The organism is Paenibacillus borealis, assembly GCF_000758665.1.
Lineage (GTDB): Bacteria > Bacillota > Bacilli > Paenibacillales > Paenibacillaceae > Paenibacillus_AQ > Paenibacillus_AQ borealis.
Genome location: NZ_CP009285.1, coordinates 5,236,404 through 5,250,662, shown reverse-complemented (window position 1 = coordinate 5,250,662; position 14,259 = coordinate 5,236,404). Strand labels below are relative to the sequence as shown.

General features: G+C 51.0%; 12 protein-coding genes. All 12 read left to right on the top strand.

Annotation, left to right across the window (positions count from 1 at the left end; translation table 11 throughout):
* Window positions 1-14 precede the first annotated feature (14 nt).
* The 12 genes from PBOR_RS22230 to PBOR_RS22175 all read left to right on the top strand — a co-directional run bounded on the left by PBOR_RS22230 (window position 15) and on the right by PBOR_RS22175 (window position 14,174).
* On the top strand, window positions 15-662 hold the full coding sequence (locus PBOR_RS22230) for a tetratricopeptide repeat protein (protein ID WP_042215464.1): 648 nt from the start codon (window positions 15-17) through the stop codon (window positions 660-662).
* A 116-nt stretch (window positions 663-778) separates the two neighbouring features.
* Window positions 779-3,637: an ATP-dependent DNA helicase DinG gene (dinG, locus tag PBOR_RS22225; RefSeq protein ID WP_042215461.1), complete on the top strand. Its 2,859-nt coding sequence runs from the start codon at window positions 779-781 to the stop codon at window positions 3,635-3,637.
* 140 nt (window positions 3,638-3,777) lie between these two features.
* Window positions 3,778-4,431 (top strand): redox-sensing transcriptional repressor Rex, encoded by a 654-nt coding sequence (locus PBOR_RS22220; protein WP_042215458.1) that lies wholly within the window; start codon window positions 3,778-3,780, stop codon window positions 4,429-4,431.
* Window positions 4,418-5,719, top strand: a complete 1,302-nt coding sequence (locus tag PBOR_RS22215) for an amidohydrolase (protein ID WP_042215455.1) — start codon at window positions 4,418-4,420, stop codon at window positions 5,717-5,719. The genes PBOR_RS22220 and PBOR_RS22215 overlap by 14 nt, the downstream gene beginning before the upstream one ends.
* Before the next feature lie 26 nt (window positions 5,720-5,745).
* Window positions 5,746-6,267: a cell wall elongation regulator TseB-like domain-containing protein gene (locus tag PBOR_RS22210; RefSeq protein WP_245647865.1), complete on the top strand. Its 522-nt coding sequence runs from the start codon at window positions 5,746-5,748 to the stop codon at window positions 6,265-6,267.
* Between the two features lie 313 nt (window positions 6,268-6,580).
* On the top strand, window positions 6,581-7,348 hold the full coding sequence (locus PBOR_RS22205) for an aminoglycoside adenylyltransferase domain-containing protein (RefSeq protein WP_042215452.1): 768 nt from the start codon (window positions 6,581-6,583) through the stop codon (window positions 7,346-7,348).
* A 470-nt stretch (window positions 7,349-7,818) separates the two neighbouring features.
* Window positions 7,819-8,361, top strand: coding sequence for a hypothetical protein (locus PBOR_RS22200; RefSeq protein ID WP_042215449.1), 543 nt, complete (start codon window positions 7,819-7,821; stop codon window positions 8,359-8,361).
* Window positions 8,354-9,856: an AAA family ATPase gene (locus PBOR_RS22195; protein ID WP_042215447.1), complete on the top strand. Its 1,503-nt coding sequence runs from the start codon at window positions 8,354-8,356 to the stop codon at window positions 9,854-9,856. The genes PBOR_RS22200 and PBOR_RS22195 overlap by 8 nt, the downstream gene beginning before the upstream one ends.
* 132 nt (window positions 9,857-9,988) lie before the next feature.
* Complete coding sequence (locus PBOR_RS22190) at window positions 9,989-10,861, top strand: 3-hydroxyacyl-CoA dehydrogenase family protein (RefSeq protein ID WP_042215446.1); 873 nt, start codon at window positions 9,989-9,991, stop codon at window positions 10,859-10,861.
* Window positions 10,858-12,066 carry an acetate/propionate family kinase gene (locus PBOR_RS22185; RefSeq protein ID WP_042215445.1) on the top strand — a complete coding sequence of 403 codons (1,209 nt, stop codon included), beginning with the start codon at window positions 10,858-10,860 and terminating at the stop codon, window positions 12,064-12,066. Before PBOR_RS22190 ends, PBOR_RS22185 begins: the two co-directional genes overlap by 4 nt.
* Window positions 12,067-12,087: 21 nt before the next feature.
* The gene (gene asnS / locus PBOR_RS22180; protein ID WP_042138584.1) at window positions 12,088-13,383 is read left to right on the top strand and encodes an asparagine--tRNA ligase; all 1,296 of its coding nucleotides are present in this window, start codon (window positions 12,088-12,090) and stop codon (window positions 13,381-13,383) included.
* A 23-nt stretch (window positions 13,384-13,406) separates the two neighbouring features.
* Window positions 13,407-14,174: a DnaD domain-containing protein gene (locus PBOR_RS22175; RefSeq protein WP_042215444.1), complete on the top strand. Its 768-nt coding sequence runs from the start codon at window positions 13,407-13,409 to the stop codon at window positions 14,172-14,174.
* Window positions 14,175-14,259: the final 85 nt, after the last annotated feature.

The window sequence follows — 14,259 nt, the reverse complement described above, 5'->3', positions numbered from 1 at the left end:
GGGTGGGATGTCCGGTGTTTCAACATTTATTTGCTGAGATGAACAAGATGCTGCAGGAGATCAGTACTGACTATCCTACTGCGGAGGGTGCCCGCCGCAACGACCTTTTATCCAAATATAATATGCTCCACCGGATCAGCGATGAGGTAATGGATGAATGGCTGGCCTTTGCCGAGAAGCTGAGCCAGTTCCGCGATCAGGCGGATTTCCAGCCGCAACCGGAGCAGGAGCAGGAAGCACCTGAGGAGGAAGCGCCAGAGCTTGCTATGGATGCTTTTGTCAGGGGACAGGGCTATTATAAGCTGCTTATGTACCGCAAATGTATCGAACAGTTCAAGGAAGTCACTGCCCGGCACCCGGACAGTCTGGCTGCCCGCCTGTACCTGGCGATGGCTTACCTGCAGGAAGGCGAAGCGGAGACGGCTTGGGGCCATCTGAATCATATGCTTGGCCTCATCCGTGAAACGAAGCTGAAGGCGATGATCTATAACGCGCTTGGCTGCATCAGAGCCTCCCAGGAACGCTTTAATGAAGCAAGTGAGCTGTTCAGCCTTTCTCTCCTGCATGATCCCGCTCTCCCTGAGCCGAACGTTAATCTGGAGGTTTGCCGCAAGCGGGGCGGAAAGCTTCAATTCGGACATCAGCTGGTCTCGCTTTTATAATTACTTTTCATCCATTCAAGCGATGCGGCCTTCTTCCCAGGGGGTGTGCATCGCCTTTTTTCGTAACTTCTGTTATGCTGATAAAGAGTCTCAAGTGAAAGGGAATAGAACTTATAATGAAATTTGCCGTGCTTGATTTTGAAACTACGGGAACCCAATCTGTGGGTGAGATCATCCAGGTTGGCCTTGCCATTATAGAAGAAGACAGGTCCATCTCCCGGGTGTATGGTTCCTTTGTCAAGCCCGGAGCACCCATTCCTCCTTTTATTACGGGCTTGACCGGAATTACAGACAGTGATGTGCAGGATGCGCCGGAGCTTGATGAGATGATGATGGAACTGGTGCCTCTGCTCGATGATGTTGTGCTGGTTGGACATAATGTGGCGTTTGATTTTCATTTCTTGCAGAATGCGCTGGACCGCTGCGGCTATTTGCCGTTTCAGGGCCGGATTCTGGATACCATCGATTTTCTCAAAATATGCTTTCCCTCGCTGACTACCTATCAGCTTGGGGCAGTGAGCAGTCATTTCGGCCTTACGCATGAGCGTCCGCATCAGGCGGACAGTGATGCCCTCGCGACGGCGCTTGTGCTGCTGAAATGTATGGAGGAGCTGGACAGCCTGCCTCTCCTGACCATCCAGCGTCTCAATGAGCTGTTCGCCGATGAGGACAGTGACCTGGCCTGGTATTTCGACGGTCTGCAGCGTGAGCGCGAAATGGAGACCTTCCAGCCGGAAGGAGACCTGACCTTCTACCGCCAGCTGGCACTTGCTGTAGGTGACTGGGCAGAGCTGGCTCCGCCGCGAGATGAAGGATCTGACAACCCGCTGCAGAATATTACCTTCGGGGAGTATATGGAAGAGGTAACCAAGCGTCTGAAGGACACCCTTCCGCAGTATGAGAGCCGTGAGGCACAGGAACTGATGATCCATGAGGTCATAACGGCGCTTGATCAGGATAAGCACCTGCTGATTGAAGCGGGCACAGGTACCGGCAAATCGCTGGGGTATCTGCTTCCGGCCATTTATCACAGTGTCCGCAGCAATCAGAAGGTCATGGTCAGCACGCATACGATCAACCTTCAGGATCAGCTGCGTGAGCGCGACATCCCTCTTTTGACGAGTGTTGTGCCATTTCCATTCAAGGCTGCGATCTTTAAGGGAAGAGGGCACTATTTGTGTCTGCGCAAGTTTGAACATAGAATAAATAAAAAGGACTTCATAAGTCCCAGGGAAGAAGCGCTTACCGCTGCTCAGATGATTGTCTGGCTGACCCAAACGGAGACAGGCGATGATGAAGAGCTTAACTTAAGCGGGCGCGGCGGTGACTTCTGGGAGACCGTAGCCAGTGATACCGACTCCTGTCTGGGACGTTCGTGCCCTTGGTTCCGGAAATGTTATTATCACCGGGCTAAACATGAAGCCGGAATTTCCGATGTGGTGGTGACCAATCACTCCAAATTATTTGCAGACGTTAAGGCCGGGCATCAGCTGCTTCCGGCTTACGAGCATCTCATTATAGATGAGGCTCATCATCTGGAGGATATAGCCGGCAAACACCTCGGCATGCAGATGAAATACTTCACCGTAGCGCATACGCTCACCCGCCTGTACAAGGACAGCCGGAGCGGACAGCTGCCTGCTCTGCGCCAGACTCTGCAATCGTCCGGCAGTGAGCAGGCTTCGGAATGGAGCGGCGTCATCGACCGGATCTACCCGGATCTGCTTACCGTTAAGGAGTCCTGGGATACGCTTAGCGATAAGCTCTTCGCCCTGCTGCCTGAACGCAGCGATGCCGGAGCTGGTGAAGCCGGCCAGCTGGTCGCACGCCTGCAGCCGGGCAAGAAGCCCAAAGAGTGGGAGGAGCTGGCTGCCCTGGAGAATACACTCAACCTCAGCCTGAGCGATATCATCCGCAAGGGTGATAAAATGCTTAGTGAGATGCGTGATACGGACAGCCAGTCCTCATCGGACAGCCTCGTGACGGATATCGGCGGGTTGTTCAAGGACCTGGCCTCCATTAGAGAGCAGATCCGATTCTTTATGGGACTGAATGACGAGAATATTGTGTACTGGCTGGAGGGGAGCGGTAATTACCGCGGCAAGTCGCTGCAGATGTATGCCGTTCCGGTGGATGTCAGCACCCAGCTGCGGGAGCTGTTCTTCGACAAGAAGAGGAGTATCATCCTGACCTCGGCCACCTTGTCTGTGGATAAGTCATTCCAGTTCATGATAGATAATCTGGGTCTTGGCGAGGCAGCAGAGCAGGGGCGTCTGATGACAGCACTGCTTCCGTCTCCGTTCAAATACCGCGAACAGGCGCTGCTTGTCATTCCGCGTGATTTCCCGAGCGTCAAGGGAAGCATTGGGGATGCCCGCTTTGTAGATACGCTGGTCCATTCTCTGGCCGAAACTGCAGTGGCCACACGGGGGCGGATGCTCGTACTGTTCACATCCTACAAGATGCTGCGCCAGGTTTATGATCCGCTGAAAGAGGCGTTGGCTTCGCAGGATATCATGGTGCTAGGCCAGGGTGTAGAAGGCGGCAGCCGGAGCAAGCTGATCCGGCGGTTCCAGGACAGTTCGGCGTCTGTCTTGCTCGGTACGAGCAGCTTCTGGGAGGGTGTAGATATTCCCGGGGAGGCTTTGACCTGCCTGGCGATTGTCAGACTGCCCTTCCAGCCGCCAAATCATCCGCTGGCTGAAGCGAAATCAGAGCTGCTGCAGGCACAGAAGAAGAATCCTTTCATGAAGCTGTCTGTCCCGCAGGCCGTGATCCGATTCAAGCAAGGCTTCGGAAGGCTGGTCCGCACCGCACAGGACCGCGGAATTGTTATTGTATATGATACCAGAGTCATTGAATCTTATTATGGGAAGTATTTCCTGTATTCGCTGCCCGGTCCCAAGATGGAGCATATGCTGACTGATCAGATGGTGCCGCGGATTGCAGAGTGGCTGGAAGAAGGCGGGGTTTAATATCCGTTCCCCGGTTGATATTATGTATAAGTAATTATGGTTCTGAAGTCCCGCGCTCCACGGCTGCTGCCCAATTGGGCAGTACCGGAGCACGGTTCCTATAATCGGATTATCACATCAAACTTTTAGGAGGAGAAAACATGAAATCGGATAAAATATCGGAGGCCGTCGTCCGCAGACTCCCAGTGTACCTGCGTTTCCTGAACGATCTCCAAAAACGTGAAATCTCTACAGTTTCTTCTCAGGAGCTGGGACAGAAGCTTGATCTTAATCCCGCCCAGATCCGCAAGGACCTGGCTTATTTCGGTGATTTCGGCAGAAAGGGCATCGGTTATGACGTCTCTTATCTGATTGAGAAGATCCGTCATATTCTGAAGCTGGACCAGCAGATTAACGTAGCTCTAGTAGGTGCGGGTAATCTCGGCCACGCCTTGTCGAATTACAATGCCTACTTGAAGGATACGATGAAGATTACAGCTATATTTGATGCTTACGAGCCTAAGGTAGGCCAGCAGATCAACTCGTTGACTGTGCAGCCGATGAGTGAGCTGGGGGATACCATCCGTGCGCAGGGCATCCGTATCGGAATTATTACCGTTCCGGACAGTGAAGCACAGAACGTAGCGGATATTCTGGTGGATTCGGGCATTGAGGCCATCCTCAATTTTGCCCCTGTTATTCTTAAGACTCCGGCTAATATCCGGATTCATGCCGCCGATTTCACCACTGATCTGCAGAGTCTGGCTTATTATTTACATGACGGAAAGGACGAAGCTGAAGATGAGCAGCAATAAAACGATTATTAAAGACGGCCGTTTCCTGGTTCCAGGCAGCGACAAGCCGGTTCTGAACGGTTATATGACCATAGAGAATGATCTGATTACTTACATAGGTGAAGCGAAGCCTGTAATCGAAGAGGATGCCCGGGTTATTGACGGCAGCCGTCTGCTGTTTATGCCGGGTCTCGTCAACACCCACGGCCATGCAGCGATGTCCCTGCTGCGCGGGTACGGTGATGATATGGTGCTTCAGGCTTGGCTGCAGGAAAAAATGTGGCCGATGGAAGAGAAATTCACCGGTGAGGATGTGTACTGGGGAACCTCTCTGTCTGTTCTTGAGATGCTGAAGGGCGGCACTACGACCTTCCTTGATATGTATGATCACATGGACCGGGTTGCTGAGGTCACCGAGCAGTCCGGCATCCGCGGCGTGCTGATGCGCGGTGTCATCGGACTCTGTCCGGAAGAGGTCCAGAATCACAAGCTGGCTGAGGCAATTGCTTTTGCCCGTAACTGGCATGGTAAGGCTGACGGCCGAATTACTGCGATGCTCTCGCCGCATGCGCCTTACACCTGTCCTCCGGAGTTTTTCATGAAGTTTGTCCAGGCGGCTCATGATCTTGATCTGCCAATGCACACGCATATGTCCGAAACCCGCCATGAGGTGGAGCAGAATGTGGCCGATTACGGCCTGCGTCCGGTCGCTCATCTGGAGAAGCTGGGAATGTTCACCCGGCCGTCCCTGATCGCCCATGGCGTTCATCTGAATGATGAAGAGATTGAGATTCTGGCCCGCCACAATGTCGGTGTATCCCATAATCCAGGCAGCAACCTGAAGCTGGCCAGCGGAGTAGCCCGTGTTCCTGAGCTGCTCAGAGCAGGAGTTAAGGTCTCCCTGGGTACGGACGGTGCAGCAAGCAACAACAACCTGGATATGTTCGAAGAGATGCGTCTGGCCGCGCTGATTCACAAAGGCGTAAGCGGTGATCCGACAGCAGTACCGGCTCCAGAGGCGCTGCTGATGGCGACCGAATATGGTGCGCAGTCTATTTTCCTGAACCAGGTGGGCAGGCTTTCAGCAGGGATGAAGGCCGACTTCATCGCGATTGATATTGATCAGCCGCATTTGCTCCCGCATACCGATCTTTTGTCCCATGCAGTATATTCAGCCAGTGCCAAGGATGTCGAGCATGTCTGGGTGAACGGCAAACAGGTTGTGAAGCACGGACAATGCCTGACACTCGATGAAGAAGCCATCCGCCGCAAAGCACAGGAAACGTTCGAAGCTCTGCTTAAACGGTAATACAGGCTAAATGGAAAGGAAGCTGTATGTTGAAGAAGAGGAGAAAATGGCTTCCGCTGGGGATCTCCCTGGTTCTGCTCCTTCTGTTCGGACTAAGCCAGTTCTATGCCTACATTATGAAGGATCAGTGGAACGAGCGGAGTGAAGCCAAAGAGATTGCCAGAGCACGGGCCGGCTTAACTGAGATATCCAAAGCACAGAAATCCGTCTGGGATGAAAATGCGATTTACTGGGTGCTTACCGGAAAAAATGATGCAGGGACTGAAATGATGGTTTGGGTCCGCTTTACCAGGGAAGGCCAGCCTGCCGGAGGCGAAAATGATTTATACGCGGAGGAGCTCAGCAAAGGGACTTCTGAGGCGCAAATCCGTGATATTATAGCTGACCAGCTTCCGGGTATTACGATTAAGCGGCTGCTGCCCGGAGTATATAATGGAGAATATGCCTGGCAGCTGTTTTACAAAAAGGACGGCAGGTTCTATTACAGCTTCTATCGTTTCACAGACGGCAGTGCTATCGGTGAAGGGTATAGCCTGCCCAACCGGTAAGCGGCAGCCAGTATGGTTTACAGCAGGAGCGGGGGGACAGTTGAACTGTTCTCCCGCATTTTTTATGCATATAAGCCGGAATTTAAATGCTTCTTCAAGGGAGAGAACAGTCTATAGCCATTCTTGGACTTGTGACTCACCGGGAGCTATGGCTTAATAATACGGGAGGGGAAAATTCCAACCCGTTTCGATGGCTTGCCAGCTGGATAGCATCAATTAGTATATACGATGATACATACCGGATTGCCATATCGGAAGTATGTGTTCCCGGCATCTGTTTCAACCATAATTGACATTCAGGAGGATCATAAAGTTGGAAATTCTAGCCTATTTAGATCAGGCGGTAACGTTGTTCAAAGAGGAAATGGGGGCGAATTTGTCCGGGATTTATCTGCACGGTTCGCTGGCCATGGGCTGCTTTCATCCGGATAAAAGTGATATTGATCTGCTGATTGTCGTACACGACAAGCTTCCTGTAGAGGTTAGCCGGAAACTGGCCAAGAAAGTGATAGCTTATCACGACAGTCTGCCGAACCGGCGCGGGATTGAGCTAACTGTTGTACTGAAGAAATATCTGAAGAATTTTGTGCATCCGGCACCTTTTGAGTTTCATTTCTCGGACTTTCATCTGGACCGCTACAGAAATGATGAGAATTATTTATGCGGCGGTTATGAGGACAGGGATCTTGCGGCTCAATTTGCCGTCGTCTATCAGCGGGGATTTATTTTGTACGGTGAACCTATCCGCGAAGCGTTTCTGCCGGTAGACCGCCAATACTACCTGGATTCTATCCTAGGTGATATCGGAGATGCGGCTCAGCAAATCATAGATTCTCCTGTGTACTACACACTGAATTTGTGCCGGGTGCTGTATTTTGTGCGGGAAGAAGTAGTGTCTTCCAAAAAGGAAGGCGGGGAGTGGGGCCTGCAGCATTTGCCGTCCAGCTATCACGGGCTGCTGAAGCACTGCCTTGAAGAATATAGCGGTGTGGCGAGTGACAGTAGTTACGACCCGGAGTTATTAATTGATTTTGCAGAATATATGGCCGGCGAAATCAGACAGCACCAAGCCAAAGTGTAAATTCAAGCGGAGTGAAGCGGACTGAGAAGCCCTTATTTCTTCTAAAAAGCCTATTCTGGCATCGAAGCGGACTGAGATTCCGTTATCTTGTTCATTTGAGCCCGAAATGGGGTGTGATCGGTCAATTAACGGAATCTGAGTCCGAAACACTATGTCCACATCATCCAAAAGAGAGCGCCGCAGGCATTTATATGCTTAAGGGCGCTCTTTCTCTGTTATCCTTACGGCAAAGCTAATTCTGTACATATTTTTTGCCGATAAGAAAGATAATCTACTGAAACATCCAGAAATTAGTATCAAAAATTTTAAATATATTCACACTTTTATGTAAAATCGTATATACACCTATGATATACTACTACTTGTATCAAGACATGCTTAAGAGCATGTCAGTCTCGGATGGGCGCTAGACACGCTGGTTGGTCTTATTATAGATTTATGTTCGGTCATCATTGAGAGGAGGACGTTTCTTGAAACTGCGTCTTATGCCTGTACTGCTAACGTCTCTGCTGTCCGCTGCATTGTTATTCGGGGGCTGGTATTCCTATCGTCAGTTCGCCGTGCAGGAGCCGCTGCAAAAGCTCGTATCATCCTATGAGGGAGTGAAGGATTCCCATATTAGTATTAAACGCAATGAGGTTACTTTGAAACTTGATCTGCAGCCGGGAACGAAATTACGTGAGCTGGTGCAGTATGTATCCAAAGAGGGCAGCTCAGCTATCAATGGCCGGACACTAAAATTGGATGTTGAACAGAATTCCAGCGCTTTGCTGGATGAGTATTGGGATAAAGCCATGTTCTCTGTAGCAGAAGCTATGGAGAGCCGGAAGTATACATTAATCCCTGCCAAGCTGGATGGTCTGAAGGTGCAAGACAGCAAGTACAGCGGGGTTACAGCAACAACTGAAATTGATGACAACAACGTGTATGTGAGTCTGAGCAACGGGTCAGAGAGTAAGTTCATCATTCTGCCGCGTGCGGCGGCCACGATGGGAGTGTGGAACAATGCCTAAGTATTGGAAAGAAGTCCTGGCCGGATTTGTTCCGGTGATGCTGATTTTTATGGTTTTTGTCGGGATTAATATTTTCCCTGTAATTATTGCCTTCGGCATGGTTGTTGCCCTCCTGTTTATTGCCCACGCCCGCGGCGGTCTGACGGTGAATGCAGGCGCAGATAAGAAACGCAAGAAGAATGGCCCGTCCAAGCTTACTTTTGAAGAAATCGGCGGCCAGGACAACGCTAAGCAGGAGCTGCGGGAAGCACTGGACTTCCTGATCCGGCATGAAGAAATCAGTAAATTTGGGATTCGCCCGCTGAAGGGGATTCTGCTGACAGGCCCTCCGGGAACCGGGAAGACGCTGATGGCCAAGGCTGCCGCACATTATACCAACTCTGTTTTTGTGGCTGCATCAGGCAGTGAGTTTGTGGAAATGTATGTCGGTGTCGGTGCCGGACGTGTCCGCGACTTGTTCAAGGATGCCCGCACGCGTGCGCTTAAGGAAAATAAGCAAAGCGCCATTATTTTTATCGATGAGATTGATGTGATCGGCGGCAAGCGTGAAGGCGGACAGCAGCGGGAATATGACCAGACGCTTAATCAGCTGCTGACCGAGATGGACGGGATTTACAACAATGAAACCCCGCGCATTCTGCTGGTAGCGGCAACGAACCGCAAGGAAATGCTTGACTCTGCACTGCTGCGTCCGGGCCGGTTCGACCGTCACATCCAGGTTGACATGCCGGACAAGAAAGGCCGCAAGTCAATTCTCGATCTGCATGCCAAGAACAAACCGCTGCATGAAACGGTAAGTTTGGATAAAATCGCCGAGGAAGCTTATGGCTTCTCGGGTGCACAGCTGGAAAGCGTAATGAACGAAGCGGCGATTTACATGATGCGTGAGAATCTGACCCAGGTAGAGCAACGTCATCTGTCTATGGCCATTGACAAAGTGATGATGGGTGAGAAGACCGACCGGGAAACGAATCATGAGGAGAAACAGCGGGTAGCGATTCATGAGCTGGGACATGCTATTATGGCTGAACTGCTTCGTCCGGGAAGCGTTAGCCAGGTGACCCTGACTCCGCGCGGACAAGCTCTCGGGTATGTACGACATAATCCGCAGACCGAGCAGTATCTGTACACGAAGGATTATCTGGAGAATCAGATCATGATTGCCCTGGGCGGAGCAGCTGCCGAAGAGATGTATTACGGCGGACGCAGTACCGGTTCACGCGGAGACTTTGACCAGGCGCTGAATATAGTGGAGACGATGATGAAGTCAGGACTTACCTCCCTCGGGATCGCGAATCTGCAAATGGTAACCACTGAAGAGCTGATGAAAGAGAATAGTAAAATTCTGGATGAGCTGATGGTCCGCACGAATGACCTGCTTAATAAGCAAAGAAATGTATTTGATTACTCTCTTGACATTTTAATGAAGGAAGAAGTTCTCTCCGGAGAGCAATTTCGTTGTCAATTTCGTGACAGTGTCCTTTTACCGGCATAATTCTTTATGCCGGTTATTTTTTTTTACTTTTCAGACATGCTAAGATATTATTATATGTCGGGCTACATATTTTTTTCGACAGACAAGGTACAATACAAAAGTATAGATACCTGAAAGGATGGAGACTTTTAAATGAATTTTAAAAAGATCGGTGTCATCGGCGGTGGCACAATGGGACAAGGGATTGCTGAAATGCTGGCAGCCAAGGGCCTGGATGTAATGCTGGTGGAGAAAACTGCAGAAAGACTGAACTACTCCTACGAAATGATCGAGACGAGTCTCGACAAACAGCTGGAGAAATGGGCCATTACCCAAGCGGAGAAGAAACTGATTCTTAGCCGTATCCAAAAAGTGACACATTTTGCTGAACTGAGCTCCTGCGATATGGTTATTGAGACCATCGTAGAAGATCTGGAAGCGAAGCAGAAGGTATTCAATCAGCTCGATCAGGTGTGTCCGAGCCACATTATCCTTGCCAGCAACACGTCAACTTTAAGCTTGACTGAGCTTGCAAGCTCGACAATGTATCCGGAGCGCGTAATCGGCATGCACTTCATACATCCTGTAGGCAAGGTTGATCTGGTTGAAATCGTGCGCGGACTGAAAACTTCCGACAGCACTTTTGAAGACACCAAAACCTTTGTTGACGAGATCGTTGAGAAAAAAGGCGTAATGATCTATGAATCCCCGGGATTTGTAAGTTCACGTCTCATTTGTCTGTTCATCAACGAGGCAATGCACGTTCTACAGGAAGGTGTCGCTTCTCCTGAAGATATTGACGATGCTATGCGCATCGGCTACCAGTTCCAGAATGGGCCTCTGGAGATGGCAGACCGTTTCGGTCTGGATTCCGTTCTTGCTGCACTTGAGAATATGTTCCGTGAATACGGCGAACTCAAGTATCGTCCATCTACAATTCTTAAGAAGATGGTACGTGCAGGACAACTGGGTGCGAAATCAGGCGAAGGCTTCTTCAAGTATGACAAGGATGGTGACCGTGTATGAATATCTTAGTTATTAACTCCGGCAGTTCTTCATTGAAATACCAGCTGTACAATATGACAGATGAATCTGTACTTGCCAAAGGTCTGGTAGAACGTATCGGAATGGATTCCTCCATTCTGAACCACAAGCCAACCGGCAAACAGGAAGTAACCGAAGTAAGCGAAATTCTCGAACACAACACGGCAATCCGTAAAGTGCTTGCTTGTCTGACTGACAAGGAACATGGTGTAATTGCCTCCACCGACGAGATCAATGCCGTAGGACACCGAGTAGTACACGGGGGAGAATTCTTCAAGGCTTCCGCACTTGTAGATGCAGATGCGAAGACGAAGATCCGCCAGCTGTTTGACCTTGCGCCGCTGCATAACCCGGCTGCTATGATGGGGATTACAGCGACTGAAATTAATATGCCGGGTGTGCCTCAGGTAGTTGTATTCGACACTGCCTTCCACCAGACGATGCCTGAGAAGGCTTATATGTATGCCATTCCGAGAGTGCTGTACAACAAATATAAAGTCCGCCGCTATGGCGCGCATGGTACCTCCCATGATTTCGTCAGCAAAGCTGCTGCAGATTATCTGGACCGTCCGCTGGGTGAACTGAAGATTATCACTTGCCACATCGGTAACGGTGCCAGCGTGACTGCAGTTGCTGGCGGCGTGTCGGTGGATACTTCCATGGGTATGACTCCGCTGGAAGGCCTGATGATGGGTACACGCAGCGGTGACCTTGACCCGGCAATTGTTCCTTATGTGATGAACAAGGAAGAACTGTCTGTCGGTGAAGTGAACTCCATGCTGAACAAGCACAGCGGACTGCTGGCTATTTCTGGCGTTAGCAGTGACATGCGTGATATTATTGACGGTGCGGAGAAAGGCGAGGCTAATTCTACACTTGCTTTTGAAATGTATGAGTACCGTTTGCGTAAATACATCGGTTCTTACGCAGCTGCCATGAACGGCGTAGATGTAATCGTGTTTACTGCCGGTGTGGGCGAGAATGCTTCCCTGCTGCGTGAAAAAGTACTGAACAATCTTACGTTCCTCGGAATCGAACTGGATGCAGAAGCTAACAAGGTCCGCTCCGGCGATCCGCGCCGCATCTCTACGGCTGGTTCCAAGGTTCAGGTGCTTGTGGTTCCGACAAACGAAGAGCTTGTCATTGCACGTGATACTTACAGTATTGTGCAAGGAATTAACGGCTAAATTAGAGGAGAGATCTTAGGCATGGCTAACAAGAGTGTAATCAAGAACGTGAATGAGCATGTCGGAGAGAGTGTTGTCATCGGCTGTTGGGTTAACAACAAGCGCTCCAGCGGTAAAATTCAGTTCCTGCAGCTTCGGGATGGTACAGGCTATATCCAGGGTGTTGTGGTGAAATCGGAAGTGCCTGAGCAGGTCTGGGATGATGCCAAGAGCCTTACCCAGGAAAGCTCGCTGTATGTTACCGGAATCATCCGTGAAGAGCCCCGCAGCCAGTCAGGGTATGAAATGACGGTTACTGGTATAGAGGTATTGCATCTTACTGAGAATTATCCGATTACTCCGAAGGAGCATGGCGTCGATTTCCTGATGGACCACCGTCATCTCTGGCTGCGTTCTTCCAAGCAGCGGGCAGTAATGGTGATTCGTGCGGAGATTATCCGCGCGGTTCAGCAATTCTTCAATGAGAGTGGATTCACTAAGGTTGACCCGCCGATTCTGACACCAACGTCAGCTGAAGGAACAACCAACCTGTTCCATACGAAGTATTTCGAAGAGGATGCCTACCTGACCCAGAGCGGACAGCTGTATATGGAAGCTGCAGCAATGGCGCTCGGACGCGTCTATTCCTTCGGACCTACCTTCCGTGCGGAGAAATCCAAGACCCGCCGCCACTTAATTGAATTCTGGATGATCGAACCGGAAATGGCGTTCACGGATCATGAAGAAAGCCTGCGTGTGCAGGAAGATTTCATCAGCTTTGTGGTGCAGTCTGTGCTGACGAACTGCCGTGCCGAGCTGGAAGCGGTTGGCCGCGATGTCTCGAAGCTGGAGAACATCAAAGCGCCATTCCCGCGTATTTCCTATGACGATGCGATCAAGTTCCTGAATGAGAAAGGCTATGAAATCGCCTGGGGCGATGATTTCGGTGCACCTCATGAAACGGCAATTGCCGAAATGAGCGACAAGCCGGTCTTCATTACCCACTATCCGGCTTCGTTCAAGGCCTTCTACATGAAGCCGCATCCTGAGCGTCCTGAAGTGGTGCTGTGCGCGGATATGATCGCTCCTGAAGGGTACGGGGAGATTATCGGCGGATCGCAGCGTATCGACGATCCGGCGCTGCTGGAAGCCCGTTTCAAGGAACATAATCTTTCGATGGATACTTACAAATGGTATATGGATCTCCGCACTTACGGTTCCGTTCCTCACTCCGGCTTCGGTCTGGGGCTGGAGCGTACCGTGGCTTGGATTTGCGGGCTCGACCATGTGCGTGAAACGATTGCCTTCCCTCGTACACTGTACCGTCTTTACCCGTAAGGATGGGCAAAGGGGGCTTAAGTATGGACGGAAAAGGTTGGAATACCTGGGGCGAAGGCGTAGCTTTCGGCCTGGAGAACGGAATGGCCGTCATTCCTTATGCACTCTTGAAATATTACCGGAAGCTGAATCTGACCGGCAGCGAGGCGATGCTGCTGATTCATCTGCTCTCGTTCCGGCAAGTGGAGGGAATTGATTTCCCTTCACTTGAGGAGCTGCAGGCCGTAACCGGACGCAGTATCTCGGTTATTGCCGGAGAGCTGCAGAAGCTCATGAAGGAAGGCTTCATCAGCATCGACGGAGACAACGACGAGCTGCGCGATATCCATTATGAGCGCTACAACTTCTCCGGACTGTACGGCAAGCTCGGTGCTTATCTGGCCGAAGTCTCGCAGGAGAATTCGCAGGAGAAGCGCAGCCGTGCTGAGACTGAGCCGGGTTCCCGGGCTTCCGCCCATTATTCCGGTGCACCTGCTCCGGAGGGCGGTTATGGCCGGCCGGCCGCACCGGCAGGCAACGAAGCAGAGGATAGCCGTAATCTGTTCAGTATTTTCGAGAAGGAATTCGGCCGTCCGCTGTCTCCGATGGAATGTGAGTCTATTTCCGGCTGGGTGGATGAGGACCGGTATCCTGAAGAGCTGATTCTGCTGGCGCTGAAGGAATCTGTCTTCGCCGGGAAAGTTCATTTCCGCTATATTGACCGCATTCTGCTGGAATGGGCCCGTAACCGGGTGAAGAATGCCCAGGATGTCAAAGCCTATTCCCAGAAATTCCGCAGCGGCGGAAGATGAACTCATACCGTTACAATGCCTGTCATAGAATGAACTGAACTCAAGGGCACTGCTTTCCAGCTTACACCGGAGACAACCCCGCAGC

Bases quoted from the DNA above. Each gene is read 5' to 3' on its own strand.
- dinG (WP_042215461.1), top strand. From the start codon at position 779: ATGAAATTTGCCGTGCTTGATTTTGAAACTACGGGAACCCAATCTGTG.
- PBOR_RS22220 (WP_042215458.1), top strand. From the start codon at position 3,778: ATGAAATCGGATAAAATATCGGAGGCCGTCGTCCGCAGACTCCCAGTG.
- PBOR_RS22215 (WP_042215455.1), top strand. From the start codon at position 4,418: ATGAGCAGCAATAAAACGATTATTAAAGACGGCCGTTTCCTGGTTCCA.
- PBOR_RS22210 (WP_245647865.1), top strand. From the start codon at position 5,746: ATGTTGAAGAAGAGGAGAAAATGGCTTCCGCTGGGGATCTCCCTGGTT.
- PBOR_RS22195 (WP_042215447.1), top strand. From the start codon at position 8,354: ATGCCTAAGTATTGGAAAGAAGTCCTGGCCGGATTTGTTCCGGTGATG.
- PBOR_RS22190 (WP_042215446.1), top strand. From the start codon at position 9,989: ATGAATTTTAAAAAGATCGGTGTCATCGGCGGTGGCACAATGGGACAA.
- PBOR_RS22185 (WP_042215445.1), top strand. From the start codon at position 10,858: ATGAATATCTTAGTTATTAACTCCGGCAGTTCTTCATTGAAATACCAG.
- asnS (WP_042138584.1), top strand. From the start codon at position 12,088: ATGGCTAACAAGAGTGTAATCAAGAACGTGAATGAGCATGTCGGAGAG.
- PBOR_RS22175 (WP_042215444.1), top strand. From the start codon at position 13,407: ATGGACGGAAAAGGTTGGAATACCTGGGGCGAAGGCGTAGCTTTCGGC.